Annotated in this window: 17 protein-coding genes; 6 read left to right on the forward strand and 11 right to left on the reverse strand. The window is 62.8% G+C overall.

All coding sequences use genetic code 11. The features are described 5' to 3' along the window. Positions 1-132: 132 nt before the first annotated feature. Positions 133-687: an HdeD family acid-resistance protein gene (locus CAQU_RS07940; RefSeq protein ID WP_075726727.1), complete on the forward strand. Its 555-nt coding sequence runs from the start codon at positions 133-135 to the stop codon at positions 685-687. 129 nt (positions 688-816) lie between these two features. On the opposite strand, the gene pyk is transcribed toward CAQU_RS07940, so the two are convergent. From pyk to hisH, 11 genes are all read right to left on the reverse strand, one after another. Continuing rightward, positions 817-2,343: a pyruvate kinase gene (pyk, locus tag CAQU_RS07945; protein WP_075728566.1), complete on the reverse strand. Its 1,527-nt coding sequence runs from the start codon at positions 2,341-2,343 to the stop codon at positions 817-819. A gap of 305 nt (positions 2,344-2,648) precedes the next feature. Continuing rightward, positions 2,649-3,041: an AzlD domain-containing protein gene (locus CAQU_RS07950; RefSeq protein ID WP_084562924.1), complete on the reverse strand. Its 393-nt coding sequence runs from the start codon at positions 3,039-3,041 to the stop codon at positions 2,649-2,651. Continuing rightward, positions 3,038-3,763 carry an AzlC family ABC transporter permease gene (locus tag CAQU_RS07955; protein ID WP_157108948.1) on the reverse strand — a complete coding sequence of 242 codons (726 nt, stop codon included), beginning with the start codon at positions 3,761-3,763 and terminating at the stop codon, positions 3,038-3,040. The genes CAQU_RS07950 and CAQU_RS07955 overlap by 4 nt, the downstream gene beginning before the upstream one ends. A gap of 95 nt (positions 3,764-3,858) precedes the next feature. Then, positions 3,859-4,812: a prolipoprotein diacylglyceryl transferase gene (lgt, locus tag CAQU_RS07960; RefSeq protein WP_075728570.1), complete on the reverse strand. Its 954-nt coding sequence runs from the start codon at positions 4,810-4,812 to the stop codon at positions 3,859-3,861. A gap of 114 nt (positions 4,813-4,926) precedes the next feature. After that, the gene (trpC, locus tag CAQU_RS07965; protein WP_075726731.1) at positions 4,927-5,736 is read right to left on the reverse strand and encodes an indole-3-glycerol phosphate synthase TrpC; all 810 of its coding nucleotides are present in this window, start codon (positions 5,734-5,736) and stop codon (positions 4,927-4,929) included. A gap of 232 nt (positions 5,737-5,968) precedes the next feature. After that, a complete protein-coding gene (locus tag CAQU_RS07970) occupies positions 5,969-6,661 on the reverse strand; it encodes a TIGR02234 family membrane protein (RefSeq protein ID WP_075726733.1) in 693 nt (230 codons plus the stop codon). Between the two features lie 48 nt (positions 6,662-6,709). Further along, complete coding sequence (gene hisI / locus CAQU_RS07975; protein WP_075726734.1) at positions 6,710-7,105, reverse strand: phosphoribosyl-AMP cyclohydrolase; 396 nt, start codon at positions 7,103-7,105, stop codon at positions 6,710-6,712. Next, entirely contained in the window at positions 7,102-7,878 is a 777-nt protein-coding gene (gene hisF / locus CAQU_RS07980) for an imidazole glycerol phosphate synthase subunit HisF (protein WP_075726736.1), read from the reverse strand. The genes hisI and hisF overlap by 4 nt, the downstream gene beginning before the upstream one ends. A 160-nt stretch (positions 7,879-8,038) precedes the next feature. Further along, positions 8,039-8,941, reverse strand: coding sequence for an inositol monophosphatase family protein (locus CAQU_RS07985; RefSeq protein WP_075726738.1), 903 nt, complete (start codon positions 8,939-8,941; stop codon positions 8,039-8,041). Between the two features lie 66 nt (positions 8,942-9,007). Continuing rightward, positions 9,008-9,751, reverse strand: a complete 744-nt coding sequence (priA, locus tag CAQU_RS07990; protein WP_075726740.1) for a bifunctional 1-(5-phosphoribosyl)-5-((5-phosphoribosylamino)methylideneamino)imidazole-4-carboxamide isomerase/phosphoribosylanthranilate isomerase PriA — start codon at positions 9,749-9,751, stop codon at positions 9,008-9,010. A 51-nt stretch (positions 9,752-9,802) separates the two neighbouring features. After that, complete coding sequence (gene hisH / locus CAQU_RS07995) at positions 9,803-10,438, reverse strand: imidazole glycerol phosphate synthase subunit HisH (RefSeq protein WP_075726742.1); 636 nt, start codon at positions 10,436-10,438, stop codon at positions 9,803-9,805. 799 nt (positions 10,439-11,237) lie between these two features. On the opposite strand from hisH, the gene CAQU_RS08000 reads away from it, so the two are divergent. The 5 genes from CAQU_RS08000 (at position 11,238) to CAQU_RS08020 (ending at position 16,606) form a co-directional block, all read left to right on the forward strand. Further along, positions 11,238-12,926, forward strand: coding sequence for an ABC transporter substrate-binding protein (locus CAQU_RS08000; protein ID WP_245797233.1), 1,689 nt, complete (start codon positions 11,238-11,240; stop codon positions 12,924-12,926). Between the two features lie 120 nt (positions 12,927-13,046). After that, positions 13,047-14,126: an ABC transporter permease gene (locus tag CAQU_RS08005; protein ID WP_245797234.1), complete on the forward strand. Its 1,080-nt coding sequence runs from the start codon at positions 13,047-13,049 to the stop codon at positions 14,124-14,126. 94 nt (positions 14,127-14,220) lie between these two features. Next, positions 14,221-15,021: an ABC transporter permease gene (locus tag CAQU_RS08010; RefSeq protein WP_075728576.1), complete on the forward strand. Its 801-nt coding sequence runs from the start codon at positions 14,221-14,223 to the stop codon at positions 15,019-15,021. After that, positions 15,018-15,956, forward strand: a complete 939-nt coding sequence (locus CAQU_RS08015; protein ID WP_075726744.1) for an ATP-binding cassette domain-containing protein — start codon at positions 15,018-15,020, stop codon at positions 15,954-15,956. The genes CAQU_RS08010 and CAQU_RS08015 overlap by 4 nt, the downstream gene beginning before the upstream one ends. Beyond that, complete coding sequence (locus tag CAQU_RS08020; protein WP_084562928.1) at positions 15,953-16,606, forward strand: ABC transporter ATP-binding protein; 654 nt, start codon at positions 15,953-15,955, stop codon at positions 16,604-16,606. Before CAQU_RS08015 ends, CAQU_RS08020 begins: the two co-directional genes overlap by 4 nt. The last annotated feature ends 90 nt before the right edge of the window (positions 16,607-16,696 follow it).

Raw genomic sequence — 16,696 nt, forward strand, 5'->3', positions numbered from 1 at the left:
AATTGGCATCGAGTGGCAGTAATGGTCTTGCCTGGCAAAAGTTTTATGGTGCAACTGCACACGCCGTGCCGGGGTTGCGTGGCCTGAAGCTGTGGCCTTAAATCATCGGATTTTTTCACGAAGGACTGTGTGATGAATTCTTCCCCTCGCACGCACCACTGGATCGCCTTGTTGGTTGGTGCGCTTTACATCCTGACGGGTGTCATCATTTTCTTTAACCCGTTGTGGAATATGGCTTTAATGGGCGTGTATTTGTCGTTGATGATCACGCTGGGTGGATTTTTTGATTTGTGGCGTTATTTTGCGATTCCTAAGCGCTTCCGCCGTGCGACGAGTTTGCTGTTGTCGGTGGTCACCATCGTGTTGGGCATTGTGTTGTTGACGAGTTCTTTCGCCGAGCAGGTGACTTTGGTTCCGATCTTCATCGCGTTTTGGTTGATTTTCGCGGGCGCTTTCCGTATTTCGATGGGCGTGATGATTAAAAAGACTGCCCGGGATGCCGGCAAGCGTGTGATGTGGTCGGGTATTGGGGTGGTTGTTCTTGGTGTGGCGATGACTGTCGCTCCGGTGTTCTCCGCGGAGGTCATCAGTTACACGATCGCTTTTGGCTTTTTGACCATTGGTATTGCGAAGGTGGTTGATTTCTTCACTGGTCGTTCATCGATCAATGAGTTCAGCTGGCTCTAAGGCCTGTTGGTTTTCCTTTTAGCCTCTTTTGAGGCGTTCTTAAAGGAGGAAAGCAAAAGATGAGGGGTGTGGTTTCCACGTTTTGTGGAAGCCACACCCCTCATGCTGTGCGGGAAGTGCTGTTAGGAGCTACTTCTTCTTGGACTTCTTTTTGCCTTTGGACTTGGAGTCCTTTTTGGCGGAAGTTTCGGTGTTTTTGCCGCTGGCTGCGACGTCCGCTTTGACGGAGTCGGCGGGCGGCAGGTGGGTGTCTTCACCGAGCAGGTGCACGTGGATCATGTTGGTGTTACCAGCGACTCCCGGAGGGGTACCGGCAACGACGACCATCATGTCGTCGCGCTTGTACTCTTCCATGGCCAGCAGCTGGGAATCGACCTGACGCATCATATCGTCGGTGTCTTCGACCGGGTCGGTGAGGAAGGTTTGTGCACCCCAGGTCAGGGCCAGCTGGCTGCGGACGGCGATGTTCGGGGTGAACACCAGCAGCGGCAGGTGGGAATGCAGGCGTGCCAGGCGCTTGGCGGTGTCACCGGAGGTGGTGAAGGCCACCAGAGCCTTGGCGTTGAGTCGCTCAGCGATTTCGCGAGCGGAGTAGGAAATCACGCCACGCTTGGTGCGGGGCATGTGGCTCAGCGGCGGGACGTGGCCGTCGGACTCGGCGACACGCACGATGCGGGCCATGGTGCGGACCACGTTTTGCGGGTCTTTACCGACGGAGGTTTCACCGGAGAGCATGACGGCGTCGGCACCGTCGAGGACGGCATTGGCGACGTCGGAGGCTTCCGCACGGGTCGGGCGGGAGTTCTCGATCATGGAGTCGAGCATCTGGGTGGCCACGATGACCGGCTTGGCGTTTTCGCGGGCGATTTGGATGGCTCGCTTTTGGACCAGCGGGACGTCTTCGAGGGGAACCTCAACGCCGAGGTCACCGCGGGCGATCATAACGGCGTCGAAGGCCAGGATGATGGATTCGAGAGCGTCGACTGCTTCGGGCTTTTCCAGTTTGGCGATAACGGGGACGCGACGTCCCTCTTCGTCCATGACGGCGTGCACGAGCTCGATGTCGGCGGGGGAACGCACGAAGGACAGGGCGATGAAGTCAACGCCGAGCTTCAGCGCGAAGCGCAGGTCGGCGATGTCTTTTTCGCTCAGTGCGGGGACGGAGATGTCCATGCCGGGCAGGGACACGCCCTTGTTGTTGGAGACGGGGCCGCCTTCCACGACCTCGCACACCACGTCGTTACCTTCGACGTTGACGCACACGAGGCCGACCTTGCCGTCGTCGACCAGGAGTCGGTCGCCGGGCTTGGCGTCTTTGGCGAGGTTCTTGTAGGTCGTCGATACGCGATCGTGGGTGCCGGCCACATCGTCGACGGTGATGCGGACGGTTTCGCCGGTCTCCCAGTAGGTGCTGCCGTCGACGAAGCGTCCCAGGCGGATCTTGGGGCCCTGCAGGTCGGCCAGGACGCCGATGGCGCGGCCGGTCTCGTCAGTGGCCTCACGGACCCACTTGTAGTTCTTTTCGTGGTCCGGGTAGTCGCCGTGAGAGAAGTTCAGGCGGGCGACGTCCATGCCGGCTTGCGCCAGCCCAAGGATGCCCTCCTTGCTGGCGACAGCGGGGCCGAGGGTACATACAATCTTTGTTCGTCTTTCCACGTCCCCCACACTAGTGACCTTGGTGTGGTTTCTGCTATCGGTCACACTGTTGCAGCCTGCTGGTTATGCCCAGTGAACACCGCGAATCCGAAGATCCGGATCGTGCCGGAACTCATGCATCACATGCCCTTTGCCCACATAAACGGGCACAAACAAACATTTTGCCAACATTCCGAGGCCTTCCCGAGACCTGACTCACACCACCAATGCAGTCGGGTTTGATGTTCATCACATTTAGGGCGGAGGACGCGGAATCGCCGTCGGACCGTTATCGGTGGTCGTTTTCTCCGACCGGTGATTGCTAATTAGGACCCGACCACACCCAACGCAACCACGCCAGCCATGTACACCCCAGTGCCACCCACGAGGGCGAGCATCATCGACCGCCGCCACCACTGCAGCAGCACCGTGCACACTCCCGCGAACACCCCCAGCACGGGATGCTCCATACCCACCGCGCCGTCAACGGCAAGCACGGTCATCACTCCCAAGGGCAACACCACGCTCGCCCGTGACAAGATCTGCGAATGCTTGAGCGCATGGGCAGCCACAAAGGGCACCGCCCGGAGAACCAACGTCACCGCACCAACAAGGGCGACCACAGCAATCGCATGAGACAGTCGCACGCCCTCCGGCAATCCAAAACGACCCGGCGCGACCGAGGCGGCCGCCCACGTCACCGCCATTGCTTCACTCATTGTTTTGCCTTTGTCATCCGGCGGATTTTTGTGGTGGCTGGTTTCGTCGTAGCCAATCCGGGGGCCATCGCGATGGTTGCGTACATAACCAGTGCGATCATTAGCGCCGCGCTGGGTGCAGCAATGGTGGTTAGTGCGATGCACCCCACGGCCACAGCCACCAGGCGGGGTGCTCGGGCACTGCGGTAGGCTTCGGTCGCTAGCGCTGCGAATAGTGCCGGCAGGATGAAATCAATTCCTGGTAGTTGGCCGGGGATTCGGGCACCGATGATCGCGCCGATGATGCCGGGAATGACCCATGCGAGCTGACAGAAAAGGTGCAACCACACGAGTAGGCGTGGCGAGGTTTTGGTTTTTCCTGCTAGGAGCGCGTATGCCTCATCGGTGAGTGAGTACACGGTATAGGCGCCTGCTAGTCCCGTGGTTCGGGGATGGGTTAGTCCGTAGAAGATGTGGCGGAAATTTACTACTAGCGCGGTGACCGCTGCGGTCACTAGCCCCGCGCCGGAGCTGATGAGTCCCAGCGCTAGAAATTCCATGCTTCCCGAGTAGATCACGAGCGAGAGGATGGGCGCCCAAAACCAGGCGAAACCCGACTGGGTGACCACGATGCCGAAGGCTAGCCCTAGGGGCACTAGGCCCAGCAGCATTGGTGCGCACAGTTGGGCTGCTTGCCTGCATTCGCTGGGTTTTGGGGGTGTGGGCGTGGTGGGTTGGTTCATTGCCTTTGTCTGCAGCTTCTGACTGCTGTCGTGGGACAAAGTTCGAGGGCTCTACTTTGTGTACGGCGCTTGGGAGGGTGTGACTAGGACGTGTTCTAGCGTGTTTCTTGTGCGCCCGGTGTGTTGGTGGAGGTGGTCGCAGCGCCCGTAGCGGGGTCGGTGGTGGTCGCTGTTGGTGCGCGTAGTGGTTGCTCACCGCGGACTTGTTCGGGGGTTTCTCGCCATTTGCGCATCAGTACGAAGATCGCAAGGAATACGACGAACAAGACGGTGTACATCACCGAGTTGACGCGGAATCCGAAAAGCAGTGTGGCGGCATCGGAGCGCATGAGCTCGACAAAGAATCGCCCGAATGAGTAGGCCACCACATAGGCCACGAATACGGAGCCTCGGCCCAGTCGGAAGCGGCGGTCAATGAGAATCAGTGCGACGCACACGGCGACATTCCACACCAATTCGTAGAGGAAGGTGGGATGAACTACCGCGAGGACGTGGCCGTCAGAGTGCCCGTTGAGCGGGGCTAGCGCCCCGGTGGCGTCGACGCGTCGGTAAATTTCCAGGCCCCATGGCACATCGGTGGGGCGCCCGTAGAGTTCCTGGTTGAACCAGTTTCCTAGGCGGCCGATGCCTTGCGCCAAGATGAGGCCGGGGGCGATTGAGTCCGCCAGTGGGCCGAGGGGCAGTTTGCGGTAGCGCATCAGTGCCCATACGCCAAGCCCCCCCAGTACCACGGCGCCGAGGATGCCCAGCCCACCGTTGGTGATCTTGAATACGTCCCATGGGTTGCAGTCGGCACAGAAATACTTCTCGTGGTCGGTCAGCACGTGGTAGATGCGTCCGCCGATGATGCCGGCGGGAACGATGACTAGTGCGGCTTCATCGATGATGGCGGGATCGCCACCGCGTGCGACGTAGCGCTTCTTCGACAGCCACAATGCGACGAGGATGCCGGCAATGATGCACAGTGCGTATGCGCGCAAGGGAATGGGGCCCACATGCCACACTCCCTGTGGCGGGGAAGGAATCAGCGCGAGGTTGAGGGTATTCACAAGCACCTAGTGTGCCTTATTCCGCCGGTGCCCCGCACCGTTGGGTAGAACTTCGGTTTGCCGAGAGGACTTCATTTGTTTGCTGGGAGGTCCTCCCCCACCCCGGGCGGGGCTTTAGAAGCTACTGGGGCAGGCTGGGTGTTGGCCTGCTGCGACGAGCTGGCGGCACAGCGAGGCGGGTTGGGATGCGGTGACTAATTCTTCACCGATGACCACGGCATCGGCACCGGCGCCGGCGTATGCCATCAGGTCTCGGGCGGTGCGTACCCCAGACAGGGCGATCTTGACGACCTCCCGAGGAAGCCCGGGTGCGATGTCAGCGAAAGCTTCCCGGTTGAGGGTCATGGTGCGCAGGTTGCGGGCGTTCACCCCGATGACGCGGGCACCGGCATCGACTGCCAGGGAGGCTTCCTCCGGGGATTGGACCTCTACCAGGGCGACCATGCCTAAGGATTGGATACGGTCCAACAAGGAGGCCATGTGTGAGGGGTCGAGGGCGCTGACCAGCAAGGGCACCATGTCGGCCCCGAAATAGCGGGCCTCGTGGATTTGGTAGGGATCCACGATGAAGTCTTTGCACATCACGGGAACCTGCACGGCCTTTTTCACCGCTGCGAGATCCTCCAGCGACCCTTTGAAGCGACGGCGTTCCGTTTGGCAACCGATCATCGCTGCGCCACCCATTTCGAAGGCTTGGGCCAGGCTGGCGGCGGAATCGATGCGCGCGATCTCCCCTTTCGCGGGGGTGGCGCGCTTAATTTCGGCAATCACGGCACAGCCGGGAACCTTCAGGGCAGCCAGTGCGTCACGGGGGGCGGGAACACTGCGGGACATGGCTTTGATGTCCTGAAAACTCACCACCGCTTCGCGCGCTGCGACGTCTTCTCTGACTCCGGCGATGATCTGGTCGAAAACGGTGGTCAAGTCCTGCCCCCTTTCGTGTCCTCAAGGTCAGCTTGCTCTGTACGAGGCTGGGGTGACGGTGGAGTCACCACACGACCCTCGGTGTTATCTCCGACACTATCTGGCAAAAGCACTAATAGGAAATCGAATACGCATGCTTATTGAGCCGCCACCCATGATGGGAAAACTCCATCAGCACGGCTTGGGGGTCAAGCTGCGCCTTTGTGCCGCAACGTGGCTTCACCGGCCGACGCTAGGCAGTGGGATCAATGTCCGCGTCGAGCGCATCCCACATCACTCGGGGCGCATCACCGGTGGTGAGTTTTTCTTGTTTGATCTTTGCAACGTCCTCGCTGAGCCGCTCGCGACGCGCGGCGGTCGCCTCGTAGGCGTTGCGTTTAGCGGAATCCGTCCCCGGCTTGACCGCCACTACTAGCCCGCCAATCAGCGCGATGGCGCACCCCGCGAAGGCCAGGTAGGGGCCGGTGGGGTGCACGCTGATGCTTTCCACGGTGGCCCATTGGCTAATGCGCGCCTGGGTGGCTTGGCCGGTGGTAGCACCAGCGGTCAAAAGCCCTTGGGCGCGCTGCAGGGAGGGGCTGCCGGCAACGACCGCCAGGGGCGACCAGCTGGCAGCGATGGCGGCAACGGCGGCGATGCCCCCGACCACGCGACGCCCCAAGGCCCGCAGCGCGAAAGCCGCGATGGCCGCAACAATGACCACGAAAGCCAGGGCGGCGAGCTCTGTCGACCAGGTCGATCCCGCCAGCTGGTGGGTGGCGGTGCCGGATTTGTCGTCGAAGGATTCGACTGTCATCCAGTCCATGCGCCCGGCAGCCCACATGACGACACCACCGACGGCCATGGCAAGCGCCCCCAGGCGTGACGCCCGGCGGTTTTCGCTGGCGGCGGCGGTGCTGGGTGCGGTCGTGGGGGTGTCTGCCATGGGGTTTTCCTTGAAGGTGACGGCCGCGTCGCGGCGGGTCGGGATTTTTTAAGCAGGGGGGTTAAAAATGCTGCGCTCGTCGAAACAGGTGCGTTGGCCTGTGTGGCAGGCGGCACCGGTCTGTTCGACGGTCATCAGGACGGTATCACCGTCGCAGTCAAGGGCCACATCAATGACTTTTTGAAAGTGTCCACTGGTCAGCCCTTTGATCCAGTACTCCTGCCTGCTGCGGGAGTAGTAGGTGCCACGCCCGGTGGCCAGGGTGTAGGCCAAGGCGTGTGCATCCTGCCAGGCCAGCATCAGCACTTCGTTGTCGGTGGATTGCACGATGGCGGGCACCAGACCATCGGAGTTGAACCGCACCTGTGCACTGATATCGGCGGGTAGTTCGAAGTCGGCGGGGTTATCGTCGCTGGTGGCTCCGGTGGAATAACTGATGCTCATCGTCGTACCTCGTATCCTGCGTCGGCGAGGGTTTTCTTGCACTCGTCGATGGTGACTTGTTGGAAGTGGAAGATGGTGGCGGCGAGCGCCGCGTCCGCGCCGGCGGCGATGGCGGGCGGGAAGTCGGCGGCTTTACCGGCGCCGCCGGAGGCGATCACGGGAATGCTGACCCGGGCACGCACCTTGGAGATCAGTTCGGTATCGAAGCCATCGGTGGTGCCGTCGCCGTCCATGGAGTTCAAAAGAATTTCACCGACTCCGAGTTCTTCGCCGCGGGCTGCCCATTCGACGGCGTCGATGCCGGCGGAGCGGGTGCCACCGTGGGTGGTGACTTCGAATCCGCTGGGCTGGGGCTGTCCCCCCTCGGGCACTCGGCGGGCGTCGACGCTGAGCACGATGCATTGGGCGCCGAAGCGTTGGGACAGCTCGGTGAGCAGCTCGGGGCGGGCGATGGCGGAGGTGTTAACGCTGACTTTGTCCGCACCGGCGCGCAACAGCTGGTCCACGTCGTCTGCGCTGCGCACACCGCCGCCCACGGTGAGGGGAATGAAGACACAGTCTGCGGTGCGTCGTACGACGTCAAGCATAGTGCCGCGTCCGGCTTTGGAGGCGGACACGTCGAGGAAGGTTAGTTCGTCGGCGCCTTCTTGGTCGTATCGGCGGGCGAGTTCCACCGGGTCGCCGGCGTCGCGGAGGTTATCGAAGTTCACGCCCTTGACGACTCGTCCCATATCGACGTCAAGGCAGGGAATGATGCGTACGGCAACGCCCACGGATGGCTCCTTGTGGTGTTTGTGTGTGTTTGGATGCTGCTTGTGCAACACCGTTGTGTGTTTAGGCCGGCAGCGGGCACCGGGTGTGGTGGCGCGCGCTGATGCGGTTAGCGGTTAGCAGTGTATCGCGTGCAGGTATGCCCCTGAGGCTAGACGTCACCTAGCTGGGGTGTTCGGTTCTAGCGGGGGGCTCGCAGTCGCTGGCGGCGAGGCAGCCGATATGCGAGGAGATGGTGGCGTGTACTTCGTCTTGGCCGGCGATGATGCCCATTCCGCTGTCCGCGCGCCAGGGTTTGCCTTCCAGGTCGGTGACGGTGCGACCGGCGGCTTGGCACAGCAGGGCGCCGGCGGCATTGTCCCAGGCGTGGGGGCTGAAGGTGACGGCGGCATCGAAGACTCCCAGCGCGGTGAGCGCGAGGTCGACGCCGACGGAGCCGGTGATGCGCAGTCGCGGGTAGGTGACGGACAGGTCGCCGAGTAGGCGGTGGCGCAGCACTGTGGGGAAACGCGAGTCTGCGGGGGAGACGATGGATCCGAATCCGACCAGGGTGGCGTCGGTCAGTGGTTGGGGTACTGCGGGGGTGTCGGCGCGTTGACCGACTAGGGGGGATTGCCCGGCGCGCAGGTGCATGCCTTGGTTCCAGATGCCGGTGGTTCCGGCTTGGGCGCTGATCATGGTGGAAAACAGCGGTAGTGCGGTGACTGCGACGATGGGTTCGCCGTTTTCGATTAGGGCGATGAGGATGGCGCAGTTGGGGTTTCCGGTGGCGTAGTTGGTGGTGCCGTCGATGGGGTCGACGATCCAGAAGGTGCCGGTGGTTTGGCCGCCGAATTCTTCGCCGCAGACGTTGATGCCGGTGGCAGAGAGGGTGTTGCGGAGTTGGCGTTCGATGTCGAGGTCGGCGCCGGTGGCAAAGCCCCCGTCGGCTTTGATGATTTCGATGTCGCAGGTGGCCCTGGCTGCGATGAAGGTTTGGGCTGCTGCGTCGGCGGCGGTAATGGCGAAGTGGCGTAGTTCGCTGAGTTTTTCCGGCTGGTGGCGCAGGAGTGCGGTGTCGTTCATGGCTTGCCTTGGGGGTGTGACGCGGCGCGCGTGGGGTGTCCGTACCTTGCGGGTATGGGGGTGGTGTTAGTGGTTGAGGGCGTTGACCGCGTCGAGGGCTTCGCGGAGGGTGAAGCGGTTTTCGTAGAGGGCTTTTCCGATGATGGCGGAGTCGATGCCTTCGTCTTGGTAGGCGGCGATGTCGAGGACGTCTTGGAGGGTGGCGATGCCGCCGGAGGCGACGACGGGGGCGTCGGTGGCGGCGGAGACGTCGCGGAGCAGTTCGATGTTGGGGCCTGCCAGGGTGCCGTCTTTGGAGACGTCGGTGACGACGAAGCGGGCGCAGCCGGCGGCGTCGAGGCGTTCAACGACTTCCCATAGGTCGCCGCCGTCGGAGACCCAGCCGTTGCCTTTGGTGCGCCATTCGCCGTCTTCGTAGCGTACGGCGATGTCGACGGCGATTTTGTCGCCGTGTTGGGCGATGGCTTGGGCGATCCATTCGGGTTTTTCTAGCGCGGCGGTGCCGATGTTGACGCGGCGGGCGCCGGTTGCCAGTGCGCGTTCGAGGGAGGCGTCGTCGCGGATGCCGCCGGTGAGTTCGACGTTAATGTCGAGGTTTTTGACGATGTCGGCCATGAGTTCGTGGTTGGAGCCCCGGTTGAAGGCAGCGTCGAGGTCGACGAAGTGGAGCCAGGTGGCGCCTTGGTTTTGCCATTCGAGGGCCATTTCGAGGGGGGAGCCGTAGATTTTTTCGCTTCCGGCTTCGCCTTGGTTGAGGCGGACGGCTTGGCCGTTGACGACGTCGACTGCGGGCAGCAAGGTGAAGGTCATGGTGTTTTGGGGTCCTTGGGGTGCGGGGTGGGTTGTAAAACTCGGGAGAGTTTAGAGGATGTCGAGCCAGTTTTTGAGGAGTTGGGCGCCGGCGTCTGCTGATTTTTCGGGGTGAAATTGGGTGGCCCAGAGGGGGCCGTTTTCTACGGCGGCGACGAAGTCGCAGTTTTCGTGGGTGGCCCAGGTGACTTGGGGCGGGGTGGTCAGCCCGTCGTCTTCGAATTCCCAGTTGGTGACCGCGTAGGAGTGGACGAAGTAGAAGCGTTCCTCGGGGTCGAAGCCGCTAAACATTTGGGAGTTTTCGGGCGGGCGGACGGTGTTCCATCCCATGTGTGGGAGCACGGTGGCGTTGAGTTTTTCGACCGTGCCGGGCCATTGGCCGCAGCCGGTGGCGTCGACGCCGTGTTCGACGCCACGGTCGAACATGATTTGCATGCCGACGCAGATGCCCATCACGGGGCGGCTGCCGGCGAGGCGTTCGCCGATCATGCGTTCGCCGTGTACTGCGGTCAGGCCTTGCATGCAGGCGCCGTAGGCTCCGACGCCGGGGACGAGAAGGCCGTCGACGGCGAGCACGGTGGCGGGGTCGTGGGTGACGGTGACCTCTGCACCGACGCGTTCGAGGGCGCGTTGGGCGGAGCGGATGTTGCCGGATCCGTAGTCGAGGAGGGCTACTTTCTTTGCCATGTTCACCCATGCTAGTCGGCTGGGCTGGTTGGTTCCTGGTCGGGTCGTGGTGCGGTTGCTGCTGTGTGGGCCGCGGCGGGCGGGGGACGACGGGTGTGGGGGGTGTTTGTGCCGGTGCCTGACGTCGGCTTGGAGATGGAGTTGGGGTGGCAACGGGTGTGGTTGCGGTGGATGGAGGTGGTTGGGATGGGAGTCGGTGGGTAGGAGTTCCGGCGGCGAGGCATTCTCCCCCACCCACATCAATCACCCGTTCGTGCACCCCCCTCCCGCCTAGAGACACCCGCCCACACCAACTACACCGAAACCACTTAGTGAAAACAATCCCACCCATAATATGCTGCATGATTTTCATTAAGGTCTGCTTTTAGACAGCCCGAACATCCCACAACCCATACCCACAAACCACCCCCACCCACCACCAAGTTAAGGCTTAACGTCCGCTACTTGTCCCACCGGGCACTAACGTAAGGCGCGGATTGGTCTTGCACCGTGTTGACGATTGCCGCCCCGCCAACGCACCTCCCCCACTCAGGGAACACGCAACCGATCCTGCCGACTGTCACCCCGCACACAACCCTTCTCGGCCGCCAGAACAACCACCGGTCGCCGTCGTGCCACAAGGGTTTTAGGAGAGTGTGCCCACGCCCCGGTGATCCACAGCAGCAGGATCTGTGCGCCACGCCACCACCCCGGACGGAGGTGCACCTTCCAGCCACTGGAAGCGGGCCATTCACCCCCGCTGCGCACACGGCGCGCGGGAGGATAGTTCCACACGTTTTTCTTTCATAAAGGTTTTGCCATGAGTACCTCCGCCCTACCCCAGTCTTCGTCCGCCACCTGGAACCGACGCATGCGCCGCACCGCTCTGGCGGCAGTGCTTTCCTCGGCTCTCATCGCCACCGCCTGCTCCAACCCCGACGGCGGATCCACCAGCGCCGAAGGTGCCAGCGACGCCGACAAAAACGACACCGTTGTCCTACTGACCGGCGACGAGCTCGGCCAGTACAACCCCATCGGCGTCCACGGCCGCTCCGGCGACTCCCACATCTTCGAAGGCCTCTACCGGGTCGAACCCGGCGTCGTCGACAAGCAGCCGGAACTACAGCCGGTCCTGGCCGCCGGCCCCGCCACCGCCAACTCCGACAACACCGTCTGGACCGTCCCTGTCGCCAGCGGCATTAAGTTCTCCGACGGCACCGACTTCGGGCCTGAGGACGTCGTCGCCACCTTTAAAGCCATCCAAGATGAGCGCTCCGCCTCCGAAGAAGCCTCCACCTGGGATTTCGTCAAGAGCGTGGAAGAAAAAGACGGCAACGTCGTCTTCACCCTTGAGCGCCCCTTCGCCGAATTCCCCCGCCTGCTGCTCAACGGAATCGCCCCCTCCGAAGCCTTCGACTTCAACAACCTCGGCCCCGCAGAGGACTCCGAACTCAACACCAAGCCCGTAGGCACCGGCCCCTACAAGCTGGAATCGCTGCGCGCCGACGAAGCAGTGCTCACCGCCCGCGATGACTACCGCGCCGGCGCCCCGGAAGTGAAAAAGATCGTCGTGCGCCACGCACCCGACGAAAACTCCCGCGCCCAACAAATCAAGAGCGGTGAAGGCGACGGCACCATCCTGGAACCCAAACTCGCCCTCGACTTCGATGGCCAAGACGGCTACACCGTCACCGCCGCCACCTCCGCCGACTGGCGCGGCATCACCCTGCCGTCTGGCAACCCCTTCACCGGTGACGCCAAAGTCCGCCAGGCTCTGAACTACGCCATCGACCGCGACGCCATGGTGCGCGACGTACTCGACGGCAAGGGCCACGCCAACTCCACCTTCTTCGCATCCTTCTACGGCAAAGCCTTCGACAAGGACTCCCAGTTCACCCACGACCAGGAAAAGGCCGAAAAACTCCTCGACGAAGCCGGCTGGACCAAGGGCGCAGACGGCATCCGCGAAAAGGACGGCCAAAAAGCCTCCTTCGACATCATCTACTTCCCCAACCGCGACGCCGCCCGCCTCGACCTGACCCTGGCCACCGTCTCCGACCTGAAAAAGATCGGCGTCGAAGCCAACCCGGTTGCCATCGAACCGAAAAACATCTCCGCCGACCAAGTCCACACCACCCCGGTGATGCTCGGCGGCGGCGAACTGCCCTACACCGTCGACTCCCAGATCTACCGCCTCCTGCACGGCAAATACGCCGTCGCCGGCCAAGGCGGCAAGTTCGACAACGCCTCCGACTACTCCAACCCCGCCATCGACGCACTGCTCGACGCGGCACGCTCGGAGTCTGACGCCGACAAACGCGACGAACTCTACCGCTCCCTGCAGCGCGAATACATCGAAAACCCCGCCATGCTGCAAATCGCCTACGTCGACCACATGTACGTCACCCGCGACCAGGGCTACAAGACCTCCCCGCTGGTCCTTGAACCCCACTCCCACGGCGTGACCTTCGGCCCGTGGCTGCACATCAACGAGTGGACCAAGAAGTAACCCCTTCCCCACCACATCACACCCGCGGGAGCCCAGCCGGCTCCCGCGGGCCTTGAGACACCTCGCGCACCCACCGAAGGACGCCACCCCCAAGGCCGCGTGAAAGGAACCCTGCAGCTCGTGTCCACCCCTGAAACCATCCCACCCGACCAGCTCGGCAGCCCCACCGCCGCCGCGCACGCCACCGCCGCCATCAACCCCGGCCTGCGCGCCCGCATCACCCGGCGCCGCACCGACATCGGCCACATGGTGGTGCGCCGCCTGGCCGTGTTCATCCCACTGCTGCTACTGATCACCCTCGCCGTGTTCGGACTCGCCGCCGTCAGCCCCTTCGACCCCCTCGAGGCATACACCGGAGGCCGCGCCGGCAACCTCAGCACCGAACAAGCCGAAAAACTCTCCCACACCCTCGGACTCGACATCCCCTGGTGGCAAGCCTGGATGACCTGGATCGCAGACCTTCTCCGCGGAGACCTGGGAACCTCCCGCTACTACCGCATGCCAGTATCGGAAGTCCTCGCCCAACGCCTGCCCTGGACCCTGCTACTCGGCAGCCTCGGACTACTACTGGCCATCGTGCTCGCCGTCATCCTCGGCACCATCGCAGGCGTTCGCCCCCACTCCCCTACCGCCAAAATCACCGACGCTCTAGCCGGGCTGCTTCAAGCCACCCCGCCCTTCGTGCTCGCCCTCGGCGCCCTCAGCGTCTTCGCGCTCTACCTCCGCTGGGTCCCCACCGGAGGACTCACCGACCCCGGCGCAGACGTCACCTTCACCGGCACTGTCCGCCACATCATCACCCCGGCGGTGGTGCTAGGACTAAGCCAACTGCCATGGCTGGTACTCAGCCTCAAAGAATCCGTGCGGGCAACAATGGGCAGCGACGCCATTCGAGGCGCACGCGTGCGCGGCCTAGACGAAAAAACCATTGTGCGCGGGCACGTCATTCCCGCCGCCCTACCACCCTTTGTGGCGCTCATCGGCACCCGACTGCCGGAGTTGATTGTCGGTTCCACCCTCGTGGAGGCAGTGTTTTCCTGGCCCGGACTAGGATTCGCCCTGGTTCAGGCCTGCCAGTCCATGGACTTCCCACTCCTAGCGTTTTTGACGCTGGCCACCACCGCGGTGGTCCTCCTGGGAAACCTGCTCGCAGACATCCTGATCGTCGTCAGTGACCCACGGGTGGATGCCGATGTCTAACCAGGCCTGCCCCAACACAACCACCCGCTGGACCGCGCCCAAACCCGCCGATGCGACCCGCAGATTCTTCCGCCGCTTCGCATCCGCATCCTCCATGATCGGCCTGATCGTGCTCGTGGCCTTGACCACCTATGCGATCGTGGTGCCCATCGTCGCCCACATCGATCCCGCCATGACTGATTTCGCGAACCGGGGCTTAAGCCCCAGCGCAGAGCATCTATTCGGCACAGATTCAAAAGGACGCGACGTATTCGTGCGCCTCGCCGCCGGCTTAAGGATTTCACTGCTCATCGCGCTGCTCACAGCAATCATTTCCACCGTCGTCGGCACCACCATCGGCGTGGTCTCAGCACTGCTGGGCGGCGTGGTCGACCAGGTGCTCATGCGAGTGACCGACACGGTCAATGCGCTGCCTCACCTGCTGTTAGGCCTGCTGATCGTCAGCATGTTCCCCGGCAACATCGTGGCCATCGTGGCGTCCTTGGTGCTCACCCACTGGGTCAGCACCGCCCGCACCGTGCGTGCCCAAGTGCTGTCCGTGCGCACCGCTTCCTTCGTATCGCTGAGCTACCTGCAGGGCGCAAGTACCCAACAAGTCCTGTGGCGTCACTTTGTGCCGGCAGCAATGGGCCAGGCACTGGTCGGTCTGGTGCTGCTGATCCCGCACGCCGTCTGGCACGAATCAACCCTGTCATTCTTGGGTGTTGGCCTGCCACCACACCACCCGTCGCTGGGCACCATCCTGTCGGACGCCGAAGGCGCATTGTTGCTGGGGCACTGGTGGATCCTGGTGATTCCGGCAACCCTGTTGATCGCCACGACACTGTCGATCGGGGCCGTAGGCAAGGGGCTGGCTGCCGCCGCCCACGGCGTTGGAGGTGAATCACGGGTATGAGCAATTTCGATCACCGCACCCCTATCGTGAGCCTGCAAAATCTGACTGTGCGGATCCCGCTGGCAGACACCCGCCAGGTAGTGCACGCCGCCACCGACGTAAGCCTCGATATCTTCCCCGGCCAAGTTCTCGCCATCGTCGGTGAATCGGGCTGTGGCAAATCCATCATCGCCAGCGCGATGACCGGCGGGTTGCAGCTAGCCGCCAGCGTCACCGGAACAGTGTCCGCGTCCCTGCCCCAGCTGGGCACAGTCAACCTTGTCGAAGAAAACAAGCGGCTGGGCTTTTACACCCCGCCACGCGGTGTGCTGGGCCATCACATTGCCCTAGTGCCCCAATCAGCGGCCACCTTCCTCACACCGGTGCGCACCGTAGGCAGCCAACTGGAAGAAACTGTGGTCGCCCTGGGAAACAAAACCACCCTCGATGAGCTCTTAGAGATGGTCGAGCTCGAACAGTCCGTGTTGGGCCTGTACCCGCACGAAATGTCCGGCGGCATGGCACAGCGCGCCGCGATCGCTTTCGCCGTGGCGGGCCGCCCAGAAGTGATTGTGGCCGATGAGCCAACCGCATCCCTCGACCCAGAACGCACCCGCCACATTTTCACCCTGCTGGGTTCACTCGCCGCCGCGGGCGCGGCGGTAGTGCTCATCACCCACGACATCGCCGATGTCCGCCACACCAAGGTCGCCGACCGCGCGGCCGTGGTGTATGCCTCCCGCATCGTGGAGCACGGCCCGGCCGAAAAAGTACTGCGCACACCCAAGCACCCCTACACCAGGGATCTTCTCGCCGCATTACCGGAAAACGGCATGCACCCCATGCCCGGTGTTCCCCCAACGTTGACGGACTTAGCTGAGGACTACACCTACGACACTCGGCTGGCACAGCATGCCGAGCTCATGGCGCGTCTGGCCGGAAAGGACCCATCATGACCGAAACCAACCGGTGGTGTGCCCGCGACGTGGTTTATCGCGTACCTGGCGCGAACGGGCAGAAAAAGACCTTGCTTGATGGGGTGAGCCTGCAGATAAACCCGGGGAGCGTGGTAGGGCTGACCGGGCCGTCCGGGATTGGAAAATCGACGCTGGGCGCGGTGATGGCGGGCCTGGCGATCCCCGACTCCGGTGAAGTCACCTGTGACGGCCTGGCGGTGAAAAATGTGCGCAGCAGGCGCAACCCGGCACGTGGCCTGATTGGGATGATTGCGCAATCCCCACGGTTGAGTTTCGACCCACGGATCCGGATTGGTCGATCGATCGCGTTTTCGGCGGCTGCTGGCGCGGATGTGGACGCGCTGATGGCACGGTGCGCGCTCACCCCAGATTTGTTGAATCGTTTTCCGGCACAAGTCTCCGATGGGCAGCTGCAGCGCGCAGCCACCGTGCGCACGTTAGCAGCCCGCCCCCGCTACATCGTGTGTGACGAGGTTTCGGCAATGCTGGACGCAGCGACCGCTGCCGCCATCGTCAACGTGCTGCGTGAACAAGCCCAGACTGGGGTGGGGATTTTGATGATTAGTCACGACCACCCCCTGCTCAATGCCTGCGCGGATGAAGTCATAGATTTTTCCGCGCTGCTGTGATCCCAACCCCCAGCTGCTAAACGCCGGGTAGGCGATCCCTCCGACCCCCTGCCCGTCTGGATCAGTACCCTGACCTCTTAAGGCCCCAAC

The sequence above is a fragment of the Corynebacterium aquilae DSM 44791 genome (genome assembly GCF_001941445.1).
GTDB classification, from domain to species: domain Bacteria; phylum Actinomycetota; class Actinomycetes; order Mycobacteriales; family Mycobacteriaceae; genus Corynebacterium; species Corynebacterium aquilae.

Excerpts from the sequence above, each read along its gene's own strand:
- CAQU_RS07940 (WP_075726727.1), top strand. The coding sequence starts at position 133 with ATGAATTCTTCCCCTCGCACGCACCACTGGATCGCCTTGTTGGTTGGT.
- CAQU_RS07950 (WP_084562924.1), bottom strand. The coding sequence starts at position 3,041 with ATGAGTGAAGCAATGGCGGTGACGTGGGCGGCCGCCTCGGTCGCGCCG.
- CAQU_RS07955 (WP_157108948.1), bottom strand. The coding sequence starts at position 3,763 with ATGAACCAACCCACCACGCCCACACCCCCAAAACCCAGCGAATGCAGG.
- CAQU_RS07970 (WP_075726733.1), bottom strand. The coding sequence starts at position 6,661 with ATGGCAGACACCCCCACGACCGCACCCAGCACCGCCGCCGCCAGCGAA.
- hisI (WP_075726734.1), bottom strand. The coding sequence starts at position 7,105 with ATGAGCATCAGTTATTCCACCGGAGCCACCAGCGACGATAACCCCGCC.
- CAQU_RS07985 (WP_075726738.1), bottom strand. The coding sequence starts at position 8,941 with ATGAACGACACCGCACTCCTGCGCCACCAGCCGGAAAAACTCAGCGAA.
- priA (WP_075726740.1), bottom strand. The coding sequence starts at position 9,751 with ATGACCTTCACCTTGCTGCCCGCAGTCGACGTCGTCAACGGCCAAGCC.
- hisH (WP_075726742.1), bottom strand. The coding sequence starts at position 10,438 with ATGGCAAAGAAAGTAGCCCTCCTCGACTACGGATCCGGCAACATCCGC.
- CAQU_RS08000 (WP_245797233.1), top strand. The coding sequence starts at position 11,238 with ATGAGTACCTCCGCCCTACCCCAGTCTTCGTCCGCCACCTGGAACCGA.
- CAQU_RS08010 (WP_075728576.1), top strand. The coding sequence starts at position 14,221 with ATGATCGGCCTGATCGTGCTCGTGGCCTTGACCACCTATGCGATCGTG.
- CAQU_RS08015 (WP_075726744.1), top strand. The coding sequence starts at position 15,018 with ATGAGCAATTTCGATCACCGCACCCCTATCGTGAGCCTGCAAAATCTG.
- CAQU_RS08020 (WP_084562928.1), top strand. The coding sequence starts at position 15,953 with ATGACCGAAACCAACCGGTGGTGTGCCCGCGACGTGGTTTATCGCGTA.